The organism is Paenibacillus glycanilyticus, assembly GCF_051200795.1.
In the GTDB taxonomy this organism is placed as follows: Bacteria; Bacillota; Bacilli; order Paenibacillales; family Paenibacillaceae; genus Pristimantibacillus; species Pristimantibacillus glycanilyticus.
Genome location: NZ_CP195155.1, coordinates 6,493,127 through 6,513,309, shown reverse-complemented (window position 1 = coordinate 6,513,309; position 20,183 = coordinate 6,493,127). Strand labels below are relative to the sequence as shown.

The 20,183-nt window shown below is 52.7% G+C and carries 16 protein-coding genes; 12 read left to right on the top strand and 4 right to left on the bottom strand.

Features of this window, described 5'->3' with window-relative positions; all coding sequences use genetic code 11:
- Positions 1-104 precede the first annotated feature (104 nt).
- Positions 105-1,004 carry a LysR family transcriptional regulator gene (locus tag ACR9FF_RS29395; protein WP_435167616.1) on the top strand — a complete coding sequence of 300 codons (900 nt, stop codon included), beginning with the start codon at positions 105-107 and terminating at the stop codon, positions 1,002-1,004.
- Positions 1,005-1,056: 52 nt separating this feature from the next.
- Here the strand turns inward: ACR9FF_RS29395 and ACR9FF_RS29390 are convergent, their stop codons facing one another.
- The gene (locus tag ACR9FF_RS29390) at positions 1,057-1,815 is read right to left on the bottom strand and encodes an SDR family oxidoreductase (RefSeq protein ID WP_435167613.1); all 759 of its coding nucleotides are present in this window, start codon (positions 1,813-1,815) and stop codon (positions 1,057-1,059) included.
- A 221-nt stretch (positions 1,816-2,036) separates the two neighbouring features.
- On the opposite strand from ACR9FF_RS29390, the gene ACR9FF_RS29385 reads away from it, so the two are divergent.
- From ACR9FF_RS29385 to ACR9FF_RS29370, 4 genes are all read left to right on the top strand, one after another.
- Positions 2,037-2,645 carry a TetR/AcrR family transcriptional regulator gene (locus ACR9FF_RS29385; protein ID WP_435167610.1) on the top strand — a complete coding sequence of 203 codons (609 nt, stop codon included), beginning with the start codon at positions 2,037-2,039 and terminating at the stop codon, positions 2,643-2,645.
- Positions 2,646-2,770: 125 nt separating this feature from the next.
- Positions 2,771-3,502, top strand: coding sequence for a class I SAM-dependent methyltransferase (locus tag ACR9FF_RS29380; RefSeq protein ID WP_435167607.1), 732 nt, complete (start codon positions 2,771-2,773; stop codon positions 3,500-3,502).
- Positions 3,503-3,587: 85 nt separating this feature from the next.
- Positions 3,588-5,204 (top strand): histidine kinase N-terminal 7TM domain-containing protein, encoded by a 1,617-nt coding sequence (locus tag ACR9FF_RS29375; protein ID WP_435167604.1) that lies wholly within the window; start codon positions 3,588-3,590, stop codon positions 5,202-5,204.
- A gap of 236 nt (positions 5,205-5,440) precedes the next feature.
- A complete protein-coding gene (locus ACR9FF_RS29370) occupies positions 5,441-7,432 on the top strand; it encodes an ATP-binding protein (protein ID WP_435167601.1) in 1,992 nt (663 codons plus the stop codon).
- 58 nt (positions 7,433-7,490) lie between these two features.
- Here the strand turns inward: ACR9FF_RS29370 and ACR9FF_RS29365 are convergent, their stop codons facing one another.
- A complete protein-coding gene (locus ACR9FF_RS29365; RefSeq protein ID WP_435167598.1) occupies positions 7,491-8,699 on the bottom strand; it encodes an MFS transporter in 1,209 nt (402 codons plus the stop codon).
- Positions 8,700-8,856: 157 nt separating this feature from the next.
- Here ACR9FF_RS29365 and ACR9FF_RS29360 point away from each other — a divergent pair, with 157 nt between their 5' ends.
- Together ACR9FF_RS29360 and ACR9FF_RS29355 are read left to right on the top strand one after the other, a co-directional pair.
- Positions 8,857-9,489 carry a sterol desaturase family protein gene (locus tag ACR9FF_RS29360; protein WP_435167595.1) on the top strand — a complete coding sequence of 211 codons (633 nt, stop codon included), beginning with the start codon at positions 8,857-8,859 and terminating at the stop codon, positions 9,487-9,489.
- A 20-nt stretch (positions 9,490-9,509) separates the two neighbouring features.
- On the top strand, positions 9,510-10,304 hold the full coding sequence (locus ACR9FF_RS29355) for a phosphotransferase (protein ID WP_435167592.1): 795 nt from the start codon (positions 9,510-9,512) through the stop codon (positions 10,302-10,304).
- Positions 10,305-10,362: 58 nt separating this feature from the next.
- Here ACR9FF_RS29355 and ACR9FF_RS29350 read toward each other — a convergent pair whose 3' ends face one another.
- Entirely contained in the window at positions 10,363-11,730 is a 1,368-nt protein-coding gene (locus ACR9FF_RS29350) for a dicarboxylate/amino acid:cation symporter (RefSeq protein ID WP_435167589.1), read from the bottom strand.
- A 431-nt stretch (positions 11,731-12,161) separates the two neighbouring features.
- On the opposite strand from ACR9FF_RS29350, the gene ACR9FF_RS29345 reads away from it, so the two are divergent.
- The 4 genes from ACR9FF_RS29345 (at position 12,162) to ACR9FF_RS29330 (ending at position 17,363) form a co-directional block, all read left to right on the top strand.
- Entirely contained in the window at positions 12,162-12,926 is a 765-nt protein-coding gene (locus tag ACR9FF_RS29345; RefSeq protein ID WP_435167586.1) for a hypothetical protein, read from the top strand.
- 50 nt (positions 12,927-12,976) lie between these two features.
- Positions 12,977-16,042: an S-layer homology domain-containing protein gene (locus ACR9FF_RS29340; protein WP_435167583.1), complete on the top strand. Its 3,066-nt coding sequence runs from the start codon at positions 12,977-12,979 to the stop codon at positions 16,040-16,042.
- Positions 16,043-16,109: 67 nt separating this feature from the next.
- A complete protein-coding gene (locus ACR9FF_RS29335) occupies positions 16,110-16,805 on the top strand; it encodes a cytochrome c biogenesis CcdA family protein (protein ID WP_435167580.1) in 696 nt (231 codons plus the stop codon).
- Positions 16,806-16,820: 15 nt separating this feature from the next.
- Complete coding sequence (locus tag ACR9FF_RS29330) at positions 16,821-17,363, top strand: TlpA family protein disulfide reductase (protein ID WP_435167577.1); 543 nt, start codon at positions 16,821-16,823, stop codon at positions 17,361-17,363.
- Positions 17,364-17,410: 47 nt separating this feature from the next.
- Here ACR9FF_RS29330 and ACR9FF_RS29325 read toward each other — a convergent pair whose 3' ends face one another.
- Positions 17,411-18,475, bottom strand: a complete 1,065-nt coding sequence (locus ACR9FF_RS29325) for an LLM class flavin-dependent oxidoreductase (RefSeq protein ID WP_127496470.1) — start codon at positions 18,473-18,475, stop codon at positions 17,411-17,413.
- Positions 18,476-18,713: 238 nt separating this feature from the next.
- On the opposite strand from ACR9FF_RS29325, the gene ACR9FF_RS29320 reads away from it, so the two are divergent.
- Positions 18,714-20,165 (top strand): phosphotransferase, encoded by a 1,452-nt coding sequence (locus ACR9FF_RS29320; protein WP_435167574.1) that lies wholly within the window; start codon positions 18,714-18,716, stop codon positions 20,163-20,165.
- Positions 20,166-20,183 lie beyond the last annotated feature (18 nt).

Below are 20,183 nucleotides of genomic sequence, written 5' to 3'. Positions count from 1 at the left end.
CTTATTGACGTGAGGTCGATTATAATATAATGAATTCAGATGAGATACCATCTATTGTTGATGGTAATATAAGCAACGCTAATATAAAGGGCGGAGAAAAGTCCATGAATATCGAACAATTGGAATATGTGAAGGAAGTATTCGAGACGAATTCCATGTCGCTGGCCGCGCAAAATCTTCATGTATCCCAATCCGCGATCAGCCAATCCATCTCGCTCCTGGAGAAGGAAATCGGCATTCCGCTCTTCAAGCGTTCCCGAAGCGGTACCGTGCCAACCGAGGACGGCATAACCATCATCAGGAAAGTGCTCGAAATTCTGATGAAGGTCGACGAGATCAAGGACGAGGTGCAAGCCATTACCTCTGTTTATAAAGGCGAGCTAATCATCGCGACGATCCCAAGCCTAAGCATGACCTTTTTGCCTAAGGCGCTGGCGAGGTTTAAGAAGGATTATCCCCAAATCAAGGTGATGGTTGTCGAGCTGGAGAGCCGGATTGTTATTGACCGAATCGTCCACGATAAAGCCCACCTGGGATTAATCTCGCTTAGCCAATATACGAGCAACGGACTGCCGGAACCGATTGCCTTCCATTCCTTTCAATACAAAGGCGAGCTGCAGGCGATTGTGCCCCGGGATTCGGTGCTGGCGCTAAATAAGGAGCTTATGCTGAAAGACTTGGCCAATCATGCGTTTATTATGTCGGCAAGCAGCTTCTGGGACGGAGTAACGGAGGATATTAAGCAGGTATGCGGCGGGATTAACGTTATTTTCACGACAACGAACCCCGAGGTCATAAAGCGCAGCGTTGCGGAGGGCCTTGGCATCAGTCTGATGTCCAGCCTTATGCTGAGGGATGATCCGTATGTGGAAAGCGGGAGGATTGTGGCCGTTCCGCTGGCCGGCTACCGCCTGGATGCGAGCGGTACGTTTGGCGGCATCTATTCCAAGAAAGGCAGCCAGCAGCGGCTCGCCCGGAAGTTTCTCGATTATATTGAAGTGTAATCAAACAAGCGCCAGCCCACTGCGGCTGACGCTTGTTTGATGACTATTATTTTTAATAAGCCGTCCAGCCGGCGTCGGCCGTTACAACGGTACCGTTCACGAAGCTGGAATCATCCGATGCCAGGAACAAGGCAACCTTGGCGATCTCTTCCGGTTCGCCCGCCCGCGGATTTACCTGAATGCCAGCCATAGCGCGTTCCATGCCGAACGGACTTGGAGCATTGATCGAGGTGCCGATATTCGTATTTACGCCGCCGGGAGCGATGGCATTGCAGCGGATGCCCTGCGTGGCGTATTGGAAGCCAACGTTTTTCGTCAGACCAACCACGGCATGCTTCGAAGCTGTGTATGCTGCGCCTGCGCGGGAACCAAACAGACCGCCGGCGGAAGCGATATTTACGATAACGCCTGCTTTTTTCTCCAGGAAGAGTGGAAGCACCTTGCGGATGGTCCGCATTGGGCCGGTTGTGTTGATCGCAAAGATGCGTTCCCACAGCTCGTCCGTCAGATCGGCGGCAGGAACAAAGTTGTCCATAATGCCGGCGTTGTTGACGAGAATATCTACCGTGCCGAATTTCTCTACCGCCGTGTCGATGAGCTGCTGCACGTCTTCTTCCTTCGCGACGTTGGCTGCCACGGCAACCGCCGTACCGCCTTTTTCCCCGATTCCGTCAACGACGGTTTGGGCGGTGTCCACGCGAAGGTCGGATACGACCACCTTTGCTCCTTCCGCGGCATACAGCTCGGCAATCGCCTTGCCCATACCCGAAGCGGCGCCCGTAATAACTGCAACTTTACCCGATAGTCTCATTGTTAATTCCTCCCGGTTTCAATTGGCTTGTATGCTTGTCCTTCCTGCGAAGGCTTAGAAAATGTTTTTCAACAGCTGTTGGTTATAAGTACAACTGTTTGTTTTTAGTATAATAAAGCTGTGGAGCAAGCCTCAATCAGTAAAACCTCGCGAAATGTGCGTTAACGAACAAACGGCTGCCGTTTGTTGAAAAAAACTTTTTGGAAAAAGGAAGGGATGGCATGCCTGTTCATCATAGCAAAGCTGTCGACCGCCGGGTGATCCGCAGCAGGGAGGCGTTAAAGCAGGCGCTGCTTACGCTTATGAAGCAAAAGGATTTCGACGACATTTCCATAACGGAGATTGTGGAGCTCGCCAATTACAACCGCGGGACCTTCTACTCGCATTACGAGAGCAAGGAGGCCTTGCTGGACGACATCATTCACGGTCTGATCGGGGAGCTGCTGCAATCGTTCCGCGATCCCTATGAGAACGAGGAATATTTCCGCATTCATGAGCTGCCGGCCCATTCGGTGAAAATTTTCGAGCATATTCAGCAGCATGCCGAGCTTTACACCCTGCTTTTGAAGAGCAACGCGCATTCCCATTTGAGAGAGAAGATGTTCATTGCGATTCAGCAGATCTCAAGGGATGAGCTGGAGCACCCGACTCTGGAAGGAATAAATGCCGAGCTGCTATCCGTCTACTCGAATCATGCGCTGCTGGGACTGATTTTCTACTGGATTGAAAACGGTCTGCCTTACTCTCCGGCTTACATGCAGGAGCAGCTGGTGAAGCTCATACAATGGCGGCCGTCCGTCGCCAAGACAAAAAAACCGGGAAAGCCTTAAGGTTATTGGCTATTGACGATGAGAGAAAGCTGCCGCTATAGAAGAGAAGAGGTTATACTCATTTTATTAGGAACGATGTCGAAAAGGCCTGTAAAGGCTGAATGATAAGAGGAGAGTGACACGTTATGAAGCAAAATAAATACGACGATCCGGATTTTTTCGATAAATATAGTCAGATGGCCCGTTCGATCGGCGGTCTGGAGGCGGCAGGCGAATGGCATGTCCTGCGCGAGATGATTCCGGATTTGAGAGATAAGAGAGTGCTCGATCTCGGCTGCGGGTATGGCTGGCACTGCCGATATGCGCGGGAGCAAGGCGCTCGTTCCGTTCTGGGAATCGATATCTCGGAGAAAATGATCGAGCGTGCCAAATCATTTAACGAGGATGCCGCGATCACCTACCGTCAGGCGGCTATCGAAGATATCTCTTTCGAGCCCGGAGAGTTTGACGTTGTCATCAGCTCGCTGGCGCTCCATTACGTCGAGGATTTCGCGGGAGCTTGCCGCAAGATTTACGACAGTCTGGCTCCTGGAGGCAGCTTTGTCCTGTCCATGGAGCATCCGGTCTTTACGGCCGTTGCCGCGCAGGACTGGCATTATGGTCCATCGGGCGAGCGGCTGCACTGGCCGGTTGACAACTATCAGGACGAAGGCTCTCGTATCGCCCGTTTTCTGGACTCCGACGTCATCAAATATCATCGCACCTTATCCGCCATTATGAACGCGCTTATCCAAGCCGGGTTCCAGGTTGCGGAGGTTGCGGAGCCAGGACCCTCGCAAGAAGCACTAAATCAATATGCGGAAATGAAGGATGAAACGCGACGACCGATGTTCCTGCTCTTGTCCGCCCGGAAATAGAAATTTCAGGGACTGCCCACAATTGCTGTTATTTGTGTTACGATCAGTTGCAAAAGCTAATCTTACATAACGGAGTGCACCAAGTATGGGAACACCTTTTTCCGCTGTCTTGACGTTAATGGTTACAGCCGGTGTTATTAATATCATAATGGGTATTTACGTGTTCATGAACCGTTCCAAGCAGGCGATGGCCAGGACCTTTATTGCGATGTGCTTTCTATCGGCCATCTATATATTCGGTTCCGCTTTAGAGCTGTCTGCCGGTACGCTTAAGGAAGTGAAGTTCTGGATTACGGTAGAGTACTTCGGGATGCCGTTTATTCCGCCGGTCAGTCTGATGCTGATCATGTATTTCCTTGGAATGGAAAGGTTATTGAAGTGGCAGATGCGGTATCTGATGTATCTGATGCCGTTTATTACGCTGATTCTTGTAATGACAAACGACCTGCACCATTTCTATTACCGTTCCGTTGAATTGCAGCTGGGCGAAGGTATTCATAAAGTCGAATTAAACGCGGGGCCATGGTATATCATTCAGGGCGGTTATACGTTTGGCTGCATGATTGGCGGAGTGGCCTTGCTGCTGATCTATTGGAACCGGATGCGGTCCTCTTACCGTCTTCAGCATATTACGATGATGGTGGGGCTTCTCCTGCCGATCGCCGGCGACTTCCTCTACTTGGGCAACCTGACGCCGGAAGGCATTGATCCGATTCCCGTCATCATGGCCGTTACGGCCGCTTTGTATATGTGGGGACTTGTCTCAAAAGGAATGCTGAACGTTGCGCCGGTCGCCAGGGATACGTTGTTTGAGAGCATGAACGACGCCGTACTGGTGCTGGACCGCAATAACCGGCTGGTTGACTTTAACCCGGCCGCCGCGGCTATTCTGCCTGAGCTTACAACCTCCGCGCTTGGCCAGGCAATTGAACCGCTGCTTGCCTTGCATACGGATCTTGCGATGCCCGATTTGGATTCGGAAGCAGGCGGCGATATGCCCCATATCTACGATGAGGTTAAGTGGACCGTTGGCACACAGTCCTACTATTATCAGATCCGCTCTTCCTTTATCCGGAAGAAAAGGGGCCCGGAGACGAGCAAGCTGATCGTTATGATTGACATAACGGAGAGAGTGCGGCTCCAGGAGCAGCTTCGGGTGCTGGCTTATCATGACGGACTGACGGGGATCTTTAACCGTCTTCACTTCATTCATTTAAGCGAAGCCCTTCTGCATCAATCGGCTGAGCGGGACGAGCCCCTTGCCCTGCTGCTGTTCGACATCGATCATTTCAAGCAGATTAACGATGCTTACGGCCATGATGTTGGAGACCGCGCCCTGCTGCATGTGGTCGACATCTGCCGGCAGCTGCTTCGTCCGGAGGACGTATTCGGCCGGTATGGCGGCGAGGAATTCGTGGTCGCAATGCCCGGATTGTCCCTCGAGGAGGCGGAGGCCGCCGCACAGCGAATCCGCAGCGAGATTGCCGCCCAAGCGATGGTCGCGGCTTCATCCGAGCATCCGTTGTCCGTGACGGCAAGCTTTGGCATTGCCATGACGGGAGCGGGCTGCAAAGAGGCGGGAGGAGGCATTAACCAGCTGCTGAAGGCAGCCGACAATGCCCTGTACGAAGCCAAGAACAGCGGACGGAATACGGTCCGTTCAGCCCATATAGAGCCTGGTGAAAAAGCGCTTCTCCGTTAACGGAGAAGCGCTTTTTTGAATGCTAAGTCATAAGTCAATGAACGCGCTTCCCCGCCTAAGGACGGCGAAGCCGGTTCGCTTTGCGACAGTTGGTGTCGAAAAGCCGAGCATTTACGCGTATATAATAGAAATCTTGTACGAAACGTAGGTAAAAGGAGGATTTTGGTAGAATAAATCGTATTATAGGAAATATAGAAATTAGTAAATGTTGTAAGTGTGCGAAGGGAGGTTCATGATTGTTTCGCGGCAGGAGCTTTGCGGTTTACTTCGGAATCATTCTATTGGTGTTATGCGCGGGCTGGCTTCTGTTTCTGCGGAGAGATTCCTTTACCGGGGCGGCCGTTAGCCATATTCTTCAAACGTTGGCCGCTCTTTACGCGGCAGTCCTTCTGCTTAGAGCCTCCAGCAAAGAGGCGAAATACTGGCTGTTTTACGGCTTGGGCCTGCTGGTTTATTTTGTTGCCCAGCTCATCTGGTCTATTGTTACGCTTATTAGAGGCGCCGAGCCGGATTATCTGGGCATCCCGGAGCTGCTATGGAGACTTCAATATTTATTCTATCTTATTGCTCTCTATATGCAGTACCAGCAGCGCCGCTCCAACCTTGCGTTTCGATTCATACTCGATATTTTATTGTACGGCACGATGGCTTCCACGCTCTATTGGAACCTTCTGATTGAACCGATCCTGTCCCATCATCACGTTAACCGGGATGTTGTGGGATACCACATGTTTAACTCATCCTTTAATGCGGTTATTGTATTTCTTCTGCTGTTCTTCAGCTGGTACGGCAAAAAGATTATTTCTAACAGGGCCAATAGGTTTCTGCTGAGCGGCTTTTTAATCAAATTATTAGGCAACACGGCATTTGTCTATTTATTGTCCTATGCCGCCGCAGGCGAGCAATGGTCCTGGATTGCGGACTTCTGCTGGTTTATCGGCATGATGTTTATCGGCTTTGCCGCACTGCCGGACAAGGATCCGCTTGGTGCTTCTCTCCGGCCGGGCAACGAGTCCAGGCAGACCTTTATGAGGCGTTACGCGCTTATTATCTTTGTCTGCGCTGCTCTTATCGCCGTCATCTGCAGGCTTGGCGACTTCTCGATGATTAGCGTAGGAGCGATTGTAGCCGTTGTGCTGCTTGCCATTCGGCTGTCGGTGGGTATTTACGAGCTGGAATCGGCAGGGGCCGCTCTCATGCAGTCGAGGGTCAATTACGATAATTTCGTTGAGAGCTCGCTGCTTGGCGTATTTATTGAGCAAAATGGCCGATTGGTCTATATGAATCCGCAAGGGGAGAGCATGTTCGGCTGCGAGCCGGGGCAAATGCTTGGCCAGCCGCTGGCAAGCTTCCTGCTGGAGCCGGACCGCGACCGGTTGAAGCAGGAATTCAGCATGATCTGCCGGTTGAATCAATCCTCCCGGCTTGCTCTTGCCGCGCGGAAATCCAATCAAACGGAACTGTTCCTCGAGATGCAGGCGGCTCCCGCCTTTTTCAAAGGAAAGCCGGCCATATCCGGACTTTTGCTGGATGTGACGGAGAGCAAGCTGTCGGAGCAGCATTTGATCCGGTCGGAGAAGCTGTCCGTTATCGGCCAGCTGGCGGCGGGGGTTGCCCATGAGATTCGTAATCCTTTAACCGCACTGAAAGGGTTCACTCAACTGCTCCACAGGAGAACAACGGACCAGAACCGCCATTATTTCGATATGATGCTGACCGAGCTGGAGCGGATTAACTATATCGTAGGGGAGTTTATGCTGCTGTCTAAGCCGCATCAGTGGCAGCAGATCAGCAGCTGCGACATGAGCTCGCTGCTGGACGATATCATTCCGATTATGCAGTCGCAAGCGATTATCACGAATGTCAGCATATCCGCGGAGAAAAGTCCGGATCTGCCGATTGTCCAATGCGATGCCAATCAGATCAAGCAGGTGCTCGTTAATCTGATGAAAAACGCGATTGAAGCCATGCCCGGCGGAGGCGAGCTTCACGTGCATATGAAGAAGGACCATAAAGGCTTTTTGGTCATTGATATTATCGACCAGGGAGTAGGCATTCCCCAGCATGTCATTGACCGGCTGGGCGAGCCGTTCTATACAACCAAGGATACGGGAACCGGACTTGGACTTACCGTATGCTTCAAAATCATTCAATCCCATGGCGGCACTCTATCGATTACGAGCGAGCCGAATATCGGAACGACGGCTACCATCCGGCTGCCGGCTTAGCCTAAAAATGAAACAACCCCCTGGACTGCTGCAGTCCAGAGGGTTGTAGTTCTTGCTTTTATGGGTTCTTGGCGTCTGTACGGTAGCTGAGCAGACCAAGCACCAGCGCAAGGCCGACCAGGATGGCTCCTACCCATGGCAGTGCGCCTAAGGAAAGATGGGTAATGACCCAGCCGCCGATAAAGGCGCCGGAGGCATTGCCGAGGTTGCCTGCCGAATGGCTGGACGTCGAAGCTAGCGCCGGCGCGGACTGCGCCAGGCTCATAATCCGTACCTGAAGCCCCGGGAATACGGCAAAGGAGGCCGCCCCCCACAGGAAAATCGTAATGACGGATGCAATCTCGTTATGAACGGTAAAGGTGAAGATCGTCAGCACAACCGCAATCGTGAGATAAAGGCCAAGAATGGAAGGCATCAGCTTCCAGTCGGCCAGCTTGCCGCCAACGATATTGCCGACCGTTACGCCGATTCCGAACAGAATCAGAATCCAGGTTACGTTATGCTCCGCAAAGCCGGTAATATCCGTGAGGAGCGGCGTGATATACGTAAATACCGCAAACAGTCCGGCGTTGCCGAGTGCCGCGATCAGCAGATAGACAAGCAGCTTGGGTCTGGCAATCGCCGATAGCTGCTTAAGAACGCTGACCTGCTTGCTTAGCTTAAGCTTGGGAATAAAGATGATGATGCCTATTAGTGCGAGGATCCCCATGACGGCAATAGCGCCAAAGGAAGCGCGCCAGCCCCAGTTCTGACCGATATACGTACCGATCGGGACGCCGATAATGTTGGCGATCGTGAGGCCCGCCATCATTATCGAGACGGCTCCCGCCTGCTTATCCGCTCTTACGAGCTTGGAGGCGATAACCGCGCCAACGCCGAAGAAGGTGCCATGCGTCAAGGCCGTAATCATCCGGGCGATCATGAGAACCGCGTAATTAGGTGCTACAACCGACAGGCCGTTGCCGAGAATAAAGAGCAGCATAAGAATGCAGAGCAGCTTTTTCTGCGGAATCCGGCTCGTCAGTATCGTCATAATCGGAGCGCCGACAGCTACGCCAAGGGCATACATCGTAATCAGCTGGCCGGCTGCCGAGATGCTTACATTCAGGTCGCTTGCGACATTCGGCAGAATGCCCATAATGACAAACTCGGTCATGCCGATTGCAAAGGCGCCAACGGTCAGAGACAAGACGGAGATCGGGAACGGCTCTTTCCCGGCTTGCCCTTTCAAGACTTGCTTATTGTTTAATTGCTGCGAGACTTCCATAAGGTAAAGCCAACCTTTCTGATGAGTACATCTTGTTGAATAATAAACCCTATTATTTCGCTTCGCGGGCATATAAGCAAGAACATTTTTTGTAAATTTACTGGTAAGATAAGAAGTAAGGGCTTACATCATAAGAGGGTAGAGGAAGGGGTTAAAAGTGGGCAAAAAAGGGCTTTACCGCGACTATTTTTTGCATGCGGATATTATGATGATGACAGCGGTGCTGATCGGTTTGGCGACTTGGGCCGCGTTTGCGGCCCTGAACTGGCACAGTCTGGTTTTCTTTATCGTTGGCCTTATCGGATTTATGTTCAGCGAATATTTGACCCACCGGTTCTTCTTTCATCTGAAGACCCCCCAAAACCCGTTATTCCTCAAATTTCTGAAGCGTCTGCATTACGATCATCACGCGGATCCGCATGATTTGAAGCTGTTGTTCCTGCCGGTATGGTACAGCCTGCCCAACCTAGGCGTATTTGCGCTCCTGTTCTATCTCATCGCGGGCTCAATGGACTTCACTCTTGCCTTTGCGGCGGGACTTGTGGCGATGCTGCTCGTCTATGAATGGAAGCATTATGTCGCGCACCGGCCGATCCAGCCCAAGACGAGATTCTGGAAGTGGAATAAGCGGATGCATCTGCTCCATCATTTCAAGAACGAGAATTACTGGTATGGCGTATCGACGCCGCTTGTGGATGCTCTCTTTGGAACGCTTAAAGAAGAGAAGGACGTACCCACAAGCGCCACCGCAAAAAACCTGGAAAACCGCGGCCGGACGATGTCGTCCTGACCGCAAGAAGGAGGAAAAGGATGACTGCAGGGCAATTGATCGGGAAAGGCATGACCGCCGAGGTCTACGATTGGGGCGAAGGGCAGGTCGTGAAGCTTTATTACGGGAACATCCCGAAGGACTGGCTTCATTACGAGACGGAGATCGGCACGGCCGTTTATAAGGCAGGCGTACCTGCGCCTGAGGTTTTTGGACAGGTCGAGGTGGATGGGAGAAGCGGTCTGGTCTACGAGAAGATCGCCGGGCCATCCCTTTTGGCCCTGATGCTGCATGATATGGATAAGGCGGAACATTACAGTGCTCTCCTGGCCCAACTGCATGCGGATATTCACCGCTGCAGGGCATCCCGGCTGCCTAGGCAGAAGGATCGGATGGCTATGTTTGTGAGGCAGTCCTCAGCTTTTCTGGGCGATCGGGTGGAGCCGGTGCTGACGGAGCTGGAGCGTCTGCCGGAAGGCGAATCCGTCTGTCACGGCGACTTTCATCCGGATAACGTGCTCCAGACGGGAGGGCGGCTGACCGTGATTGACTGGATCGATGCCAATTCGGGCGATCCGCTATGCGACGCGGCGAGAACCTCCATGATGTTCTTGTCGCCGTTTGTTTCCATGCCTCCGCTGTCTATCCCTCCGGAAACTGGACAGCGGCTGAACGAGGCGTATTTGTCCGAATATTGCAGGCTGACGGGAGCGGATAGAGCTGCAATTGACCGCTGGCGGCTGCCGGTTGCCGCGGCAAGACTGCGCGAGCAAATTCCCGGCGAGCGGGAATGGCTGCTGGCCTATATTGACCGGCAGCTGGAAGCCTGCAAATGAAAAAGCCGCCTTTCCCGTATTATGCGGGAAAAGGCGGCTTTTCGCTTTTGTTCTCTGCTTACACAGCGTTTAACGCGATTTCTTCATCTTCGTCGTTATTGAATGCGTCGCGGTCGAATTCGCCTTCGGAATTGGCTACGAGCAGAGCGGTAACCGATGTGCCCGTTGCGTTAACGGCCGTGCGGGCCATGTCGATCAAAGCTTCAACGCCGGCAACAATCGCAAGCGCCTCGAGCGGAAGGCCAAGCGCGGTAAGAACAACCGTTGTCGAAATAACAGCCGGTCCGGGAACGCCCGCAACGCCAATGGATGAGATGATGCTTACGAATACAAGCACGATGTAGTCGGTCAGGCCAAGCTCAATGCCAAATGCCTGCGAAGTAAAGACGACAACAATCGCCGGCCATACGCCGCCGCAGCCGTTGAAGTTAACGGATGCGCCAAGCGGTGCAACAAAGCTCGCGATTTTCGGCGAGACATGGAGACGCTTCGTAATGACCTCCAGGTTAATGGGCAGCGTAGCATAGCTGCTTCGGGTCGTGAAGGCTACGGCAACCGTCGGGTAGACCTTCTTGAAGAACCTGAGCGGGTTAACCTTCGCGACGAAGAGCACCAGACCGCCAAACACAAGCACAAAATGAATGATAAGGGCGACATACGAGGTGACGATAACGCTGCCCAGCTCCTGCAGGGTGTCCCAGCCGTATTTGGCCGCAACGCCGGCAATCAGGGCGAATACGCCGTATGGCGTAAGGCGGATAACGAATTTAACGACCTGATGCAGGACCTGGGTAGCCGATTTGATAAGATCGCGGACTGGCTTGACGGCCTCTTCGTTTTTCGAACCAACCTTAATGATGGCTACGGCCAGGAAAATCGCGAAAATCAGGATCGGAACAACCTTGCCGTCCGCCGCTTCGCTAACGGGGTTGGAAGGGACAAGGCTGAGAATAACATCGGAGAAAGTCGGAATCTCGCGCGTTGCCGCATCGCTTGCGGCAGGCTGCTGGATGCCTTTGCCCGGGTTAAATACCAGAGCGGTCAGTAAGCCGATAACGGATGCGATGCCGGTTGTGCCAAGGAACCAGGCAAACGTCTTGAAGCCGATTTTGCGCAGGTAGTCCAGGCTTGTGAGCGAAGCGATACTATTTAATACAAGAACGAAAACAAGCGGAATAACGAGCATGCGGATCAAGCTGATATAAATGCTGCCGAAGGTGGTGATCCCTTTGATCTCCAGGGAATCAAGGCTCTGGAACAGGATCCCGACGACCAGCCCCAGCCCTAATCCGACTAGCACCCGCGTGCCGAAGCCGACACGCTTGCGTGCCAGGAAATACAGAAAAGCAAAGACGAAGATTGCGGTAACAAAGCTGTACCAGTTCGTCTCGATAGCCAGCAACAGGTTGTTATCTATTTTATCCATCTTACTATTACCCCCTAATCCAAGTTGTTTGATAGGAATTACAATTCAATAATTTACAAACGTTAGAGGCAATTGTCAATCGTTTTTATTGGAACAAGGTGAAACGGCTATCGCCGTCCTTGGCGGAGCGCGTTTCAATCCGGAGAATTCTAAGTCATGTTTATTAAGAAAAAACTTATAAACTCTTAGAATTAAATAAATCCGACTATTTCTATGGGAAATTATTAAAAAATAGTTGACATCCAATCTTTTACATCCTAAGATAGGGTTAGAAATCGGAACATCATAACGTAATTCGGATAAGAAATTAGTCGACTGGACCTCCAGAGATTCAATGCTCAAGCATCACTAGATGCGGGCATTGGATCTTTTTTTATGCCTGATTACTGAATGAGCCGTCTATAACCAAAGGGGAAAGGATGAGTTTCATCATGAAAAAATGGTTTAGCTCCAAATTGACAGTTACTTTCGTAGCCGCAGCCGTAGTCTTCTCATCGCTGACATATGCTGCCGTTTACGCGAACAAGGACACCTCCGGCACGGAGCCGGCTGCAGCGGAGGCGCAAGAGCCTGCAGCGCCGGCTGTTGCACAGCAGCCGCAAGCAGATGCTGCCAATACGGCTGTAGTAGCTGAACCACAGGCGACACCGGAAGTAACAACCGCAGCGGCCGAGACGCAAGCTCAAGAGCCGGCCGTTCAAGCTGCCGAGGTTCAATCGGCACAGACGGCTGCCGCACCTGCGGAAGAGACGAAAGCAGAAGCGCAAACAGCCAAAGCAAGCTCCACGGAAGCCGTTCAAAACGCTTCTACTCCGGCTCCGACATCTACACCTGCAGCTTCGAAGCCAGCCGCAGCTAAAGCTTCCGAGCCAGCGGCATCCACTAAGCCGTCCAGCACTTCAGCTGCTCCCGCAGCAACGCCGGCTCCAGCCGCCAAACCGGCCCAATCCACGCCGGCAGCAAGCAAACCGGAAGCTTCGGCGCCTGCCGCAAGCCAATCGGATGATTCGGGCAAAAAAGTAACGTTTGTCAAGCAAGAAGAGTCCCAGCCTAAGACGCCTGCTGTTAAAGCTCCGGCAAGCAGTTCATCTTCTTCCGGCTCGACAAGCTCCTCTGGCGGATCCTCCACGTCCCCTTCTCCGGCTCCTTCGTCTTCGGATGAGGATTGCGCGGTAGACGGCGAAGAAAGCTGCTAATCGGCTTTTTGCAAGACGAATGGGTCAAATAGGGAGAGGAGTATATACACATGAAAACTTTTAATCGTACACTATCCGTTCTACTCGCCTCCGCGCTAGTGCTGCCGGTCTTCCAGGCCGGCACGGCACGCGCCGCGGAAGTAAGCAGCTTTAATAGCGCTGTCAGCCATTATGATTATTTCAGTGATGTTTACCCGCATTTGAACGACGCGAACCATATTCTCAAGACGGTTACTTACGAGGATCTGGTTACGCTGCTCGATAGCAAAGGTACATATGCCGTCTTGTTCGGCGGAGCCTGGAGCGACGAGACGCAGGCGGATATCGGCTTCATCAACCAGGTTGCGAAGCAATACGGGGTAGACACCATTTACAACTTCGATACGAAGCTGGACGGCGAATCGGTTGATATTGCCGAGCAGCAGGCTGCTCCGTATACCAAGGTGGTAACCTCCGGAACGACAAACACAACGAACTTCTATGATTTCAACGAGCTGTATGTAGAACTGGTGGACAAGTATTTGACGAACCTCAGCGCCAATACCGATGCTACGATCACTTACAGCAAGAATTCCCCGCAAAAGGAAAGCGGCGGTACGGTAACGACGCCTTCTACGGTCATTGCGAGCGGCGAGGCGAAAAAAATCGAGTCTCCGTTCCTGTTCATCTATGACAAGGATCACAAGGACGGCGAAGGCAACGCCGCGCCGATCATCGCTTCGCTCGAGAAGCACGGTTCTTCCGCGAATTATACTTGGAACGATTTCCTGACAGCCGATCCTAACGACGGCGATACGCTGGATACGGCGAAGGTCGACAGCTATAAGGAACAGGTTCTGAATGTATTTAATAAAGTGCCTGCTGCCGATTACGACAGCCTCACCAATTGGGATTTTATCGCTCCGGCGTTTAACAAGCACGAGGACAAAACGGTAGGACGCGACATCTTCCCGACGCACGAGGAAAACGGTCAAGTCGTTGGCGATGACGGCGAGCTTGTCTACGAGCATGTCACTTACAATGAGCTGACTCATTTGCTGCAAAGCAAAGGCAACTATGTCATTCTGTTCGGCGGCTCGTGGTGCCCGAATACGCAGGCAGCAATCCGCTTCATTAATGAGTACGCGAAGAAGTACAACGTCGACAAAGTCTACTTCTGGGACACGAAGCTGGATGCGGGCATCTCGGTGCTTGATCCAAGCGCGGATCCGCATAACAGCAGCTTCCTGCAGGTGCGCGATACGAACCATCCGTTGGCAAAGCTGTATGTGGATTTGGTGAATACGTATCTGCCTAATATTAAGACCCAATATCTACCTACTACGAATAACGTAAACTATACGAAAGATAACGGCACAAATGTTGTTGCAAACAAGCTGCAGGTTCCTTACCTGTTTGCCTACAACAAGGACAACGTGAACGCCGACGGCAGCAAAGCGCCAATCCTTGGCCACGTGGAATTGATGTACACCTGGAAAAACATTCAGCCGGATTATGCCGTAGCTGACGGCACGATCCGCAATCATACGAATTACACGAACGCGCTGAATAAATTGCTCACGCGCCTGGAAGCAACGCCAACCGGTCTGACTGGCGTAGCGCCAACTTCAAGCGCAAACAATAACGGTCAAATCACGGGCACAACAAACAAAGCGTTGGAATACAAGCTGAAAAGCGCGGCGGACTCGGCGTATACAGCCGTATCCGGCAATGCCATCACAGGTCTTGCCGCTGGTACGTACTCCGTCAGATACGCGGCGAAGAACGGTTATAACGGTCCAACAAATTCTCAAACCGGACCAACAGCAGTTCCTTATGCGGCTGGTCAGGCGGTAGACGTGGTTGTTCCGGCTTATGTTGGCACTGATCCAACACCAACGCCAACACCAACGCCAACACCATCGACACCATCAACACCGGTGCCAACACCAACACCAGTGCCTGTCGATGCGGTGAACACGGTTAAGGTTACGGGTACTACTGATCCGGCAACAGGCGAGACGGTCGCGGCAGTGTCGGCAAGCGATGTAGCAAGCCTGATTACGAAAGCATCCAAAGCGGAAGCAGCGGGCAAAGAGGCTGTGATCGGCTTCCAGGTGCCTGGAACCGCGGCTACAACGTCTACGCAGCTGACGATTCCTAGAGACTCTTTCAACTTGATTGCTTCGGGAACGAACGCGGCGGTGAAGGCGGATCTGTCGGTCGGAACCGTAACCTTCGATGCCAAAGCGGTGGAAAGCATTAGCGGCAACGCCTTGTCCGGAGATATCAGCGTGATCGTATCGAAGTTCGAGCTGACGGAAGAAGGCAAGGCCGTATTGGGCGACCGTCCGGTTTACGATTTGTCCCTCTTTGCAGGCGATAAGCAAATCTCGAGCTTCGGCGGCGGCAAGGTGCAGGTAAGCCTCCCGTACACGCTGAAAGCCGGCGAGAATGCCGAATCTATCGTGGTGTACTACCTTGCGGATTCCGGCGAGCTGCAAACGATTCGCGGTCATTACAATGCAGCAACGGGAACCGTAGATTTCGCAACCACTCACTTCTCGCAATACATTATCGGCTTCAATAAAGTAGGCTTCCTGGATGTGCCGGCAACAGCTTGGTTCCATCATGCGGTCAGCTTCCTGGCTGCCCGCGAGATTACCGGCGGTACCGATGCCGATCACTTCAGTCCAAATGCGGAGCTGACAAGAGGACAATTCATCGTCTTCCTGCTGAAGGCATACGGAATCGAGCCGGAAGCGGCAGGCGCGGCTAACTTCGCCGACGCAGGAAATACGTACTACACGAATTACCTGGCGGCTGCGAAGCGTCTTGGCATCGCAACAGGCTCGGGCGATAACAAGTTTAATCCGAATAACAAAATTACGCGCCAAGAGCTGTTCACGCTGCTGTACCGTTCGCTTGAGCAATTAGGCGAGCTGCCAACGGCCAAAACAGGCGCAACCGTAGCCTCCTATGCGGATGCTGCCGATATTGCCGGTTATGCGCAAACGGCCTTTACAACGCTTGTCGAGACTGGCGTTATTAAAGGAAGCGGCAATAAGCTGAATCCGGAAGGCGTATCGACAAGAGCGGAAGCGGCGCAAGTGCTGTATAACCTGTTGTCCCAATAATAGAAACTCGAAGAAGAGGTGGGCGGCCGACTTGGCCGCCCCTTTTTCCACGTGGCGGTGAAAAATAATGGATATTTTATTGGCTTTTTCGGCGGGACTGCTGTCCTTTTTATCGCCTTGCGTTCTCCCTCTTATTCCGGTCTATCTCAGCTATATCGCGGGCACCTCGGCCACCGATCTGAAGAACAGCCCCAATAAGCTTACGGTTATCTCGCAGACGGCGCTATTTATTCTAGGCTTCTCCATTCTGTTTGTCCTGCTCGGGATATCCGTCAGCTCCGTCAGCCGGCTGCTATCCGAGCATATGCGGCTTGTGCAGCAGATCGGCGGAGCTCTAATCGTTGTTTTTGGCTTGCATATGACGGGGCTGCTGCGAATCAAGCTGCTCTATTCCGAGAAACGGTTTCTGCCAAGCGGATCACCGGGGAAAAAAGCGGGAGCTCTCGTATTGGGCATGGCCTTCGCCGTCGGCTGGACGCCTTGCATCGGGCCGATTCTGTCTTCCATTCTGATCTACGCCGGAAGCATGGCAACCCTTGGGAAGGGAGTACTCCTGCTCTCGATGTACGCGCTGGGGCTAGCGGTTCCGTTCCTGCTCTCTGCCGTGCTGATCGATAACCTATCCGCGTACCTTCGAAAAGTGACGAAGCATCTCCCGAAAATCTCGGTTGTCAGCGGAGCCGTTATGATGCTGATGGGCGTTCTTGTGTTTACGAATCAGCTGGAGGTATTCAGCAAGTATGCCGGGCTTATTCAACTATAGGGAGGTAGGCAAGCCGTGAAAAAATCTACCTGGATTCTGATTGGAGCCGTTGCTGCGTTCGTGCTGCTCTCGCTTTACGTGACACAAAACTACGGGATCAAGACGGATGCTGCTGCCCTGGCAGCGGAAACGAAGACAGAGGCAGCCAAAGAACCGGCGGATGACTTTACGCTGAAGGATCTAGACGGCAAGGAAGTAACGCTGTCGGGTCTGAAAGGAAAGCCCGTCTACATCAACTTCTGGGCGACCTGGTGCAAATGGTGCGACAAGGAGATGCCTGCGCTGGAGAAGGTGTATCAGGATTATAAGGATAAAGGACTTGTTGTCCTATCCGTTGATGTTGGGGAGGAACATGGGGAAGTGGCGAAATATATCGCGGAGAAGCAATATCATTTCCCGGTGGTGCTGGATTCGGATAAAAGCGTTACGTATGCCTATGGCATCAAATCGATCCCCGTCTCAATTCTCGTGAACGAATCGGGCGACGTGGTTTTCAGAAGGGTTGGCCATATGACGGAAGAGGAAATGCGGGCGGCGATTGATCCGCTGTTCCCATAGAAAAAGTGCGAGCCTTCGCAGGCCCGCACTTTTTTTTGCCTAATCCATTATTTTGCCGAAGCAGCGATCTCCTTGCGGACAATCGGCGCTACTTTGGTGCCAAGCAGCTCAATAGCGCGCATCATATCCTTATGCGGAATGGAGCTGGTGTCGACATGCAGGAAGAAGCGGGTTAAGCCCAGGTTCTTATGCAGCAAAATAATTTTCTCCGCTACATATTCCGCCTCGCCGACATAAAGCGCTCCGCGCATGCTGCGAGCCGCATCGTAAGCTTCGAAGGTATATGGCGGCCAGCCGCGTTCGCGGCCGATGACGTTCATCATCGCCTGCTGGGCAGGGTAGAAGAGCTCGGTTGCTCTTGTATCCGTGTCGCTGACGAAGCCATGCGAGTGCGTGCCGATTTGCATTTTTTTCGGATCATGGCCGGCACGGGTATAAGCTTCCTTGTAAAGCTCAACAAGCGGAGCGAATCGCTCCGGCATGCCGCCAATGATCGCGAAGCAGACAGGAAGGCCAAGCACGCCCGCGCGAATTGCCGACTGCGGGTTGCCGCCTGTTGCGATCCAGACCGGAAGCGGGTCCTGCACCGCACGCGGGTAGACGGCTAGGTTATCGATCGCGGCGCGGTGGTTGCCCTGCCAGCTGACTTTCTCTTCCTTCGTAATTTGGAGCAGCAGCTCCAGCTTCTCGTCGAACAGCTCGTCATAATCCTCGAGGCTGTAGCCAAAGAGAGGGAACGACTCGATAAACGAGCCTCTGCCCGCCATAATTTCGGCACGGCCGTTCGAGATTGCGTCAACGGTGGAGAAGCCTTGGTACACGCGCACCGGGTCGTCCGACGACAATACGGTAACGGCGCTGGTCAGACGGAGATGCTTCGTCTGCGCGGCCGCAGCCGCAAGAATGACATGCGGAGCGCTTGCCGCGTAATCCTGCCGGTGATGCTCCCCGATTCCGTATACATCAAGGCCAACCTGGTCGGCCAGAATCATTTCTTCCACGCTATTGCGGATCCGTTCCGCGTGGCTGTAAGCCCCGCCCATGCCCGGATGTGGTTTTGCTTCCAGAAAGGTACTAATGCCAAGTTCAAAATGGTTTGCCGATTCGGTCATATAAGTCCGCCTCCTTTATTTCTTCTAGTGTACTAAGTTTTTAACAGTTTCTCAATTATAGTAAGCGGGTTTTCTTGAAAAAGATATGGGAACTGGGAAGAACGGTACAAAAACAGGTATCTGTATTGTTTGCCAAGTTCGTCCGAACCATGTTGCGGACGAGCGGAAAACCGCTAAACTCAGGGTGCAACATTTTCCATTTGCTTGCGTATCTTTTGTGAGGAAAAGGGGTGTTTCTTTGTTGGTTGCGATGAGCAGGAAGCAGTTCAATGAGCTTGGGGACGACGAGTTAAGGCTGGCTTGCATACGGCCGGTGGCTGATCAAATCCGAGGCAAAAGCATGGCGGTAAAGTCCGAGGCGCTTGCCAGACTTAACCGTCCGCAAAAAGCTTTGTTTATGTTCAGTGCCTGGTACGACCATGCCAAGCATTCGCCGATGGAGCTGTACTGTTGGTCCGCCCATGTACTCAGTCAGCCCGGATACGCGGATGGCGTCTGGAAGGCACTCCGTTTTTTCGGAGCGGAGACGATGCACGGCATTCTGGAAGAGCTTCGATTGTTGCTTGATTTGCATGCGGTGCAGCAAGGCCGTGCCTTAAGCGAAGTAACTTTCAAAGATCTCGAGCTGGATGATAAGCTGCGCCTGAAGGTTGAAGCTTGCTACAGACGGTTTCAGGCGGGGGTGCCGGACAGTCTTCGCAGGCTTGCGTTATATATCCGCGCTCATGCGGATGATTTTATAAGCTTTTTACCGGAAGGAGGGCCAGACATGAATGAATGGCTATCGGCCATACCGGAGCTGCAAGACGATATGAAGCTGGAGGCCATTCAGAAAGGCTACTCCGGCGACGGCAAGTATACCGTTTGCGATCGTCTTGGACAGGCGGTGTATGTGCTCAGAACCTATGCGCTCGAAGAGGAGGCAAGGAAGCAGCAGGAATTCCGGGTCCTTGAGCAGCTGCGGGAGCAAGAGGTTATGTGCTCTTTGCCGGTTGCGATAGGGAAGCTGGAGGAGTTGGGGCTTGGCTACATGCTGCTGACTTACATTAAAGGCGGCGATGCGATAGACGAGCTTCCGGCCTTAAGCGCAAGCCGGCAGTATGAGATTGGTCTGCAAGCGGGAGCTGAGCTGCGCAAAATCAATCGGATTGAGGCGCCGGCATCTATCGAGCCTTGGGAAACCCGCGTACTTGCGAAATACAGGCGGTACCGGGAGGGCTATGAGCAAAGCGGCGTTACGATTGCTTTCGAGGAGAAGCTGTTTACCTTTATTGAAGCGAATCTTGGCTTATTGAAGGGGCGCCCGAGCAAGCTTCAGCATGACGACTTTCATACCGGCAACCTCATCGTGAAGGATGGACGGCTATCAGGCGTCATTGATGTGAACCGGTTTGACTGGGGAGATCCCGTGCATGAATTTCTGAAGGCGGGTTTTTTCAGCGTGGAGGCCAGCATCCCGTTTGCGGTTGGTCAGATCGACGGCTATTACGGGGAAGGGGGGCTTGAGGATTCCTTCTGGGCCTTATATTCGCTTTATATAGCGCTCACGATTCTGTCCTCGATCGTCTGGATTCTTCGCGTACGCCCGGAGGAGCTGGACGATATGCTGACCCGGGTAAATAAAGTATGGGAGGACCATGACGGCTTTGAGCGTTTGGTGCCGAAGTGGTATTCCGAGTATGAACGATAAAGAAGAAGAGCCTTCACG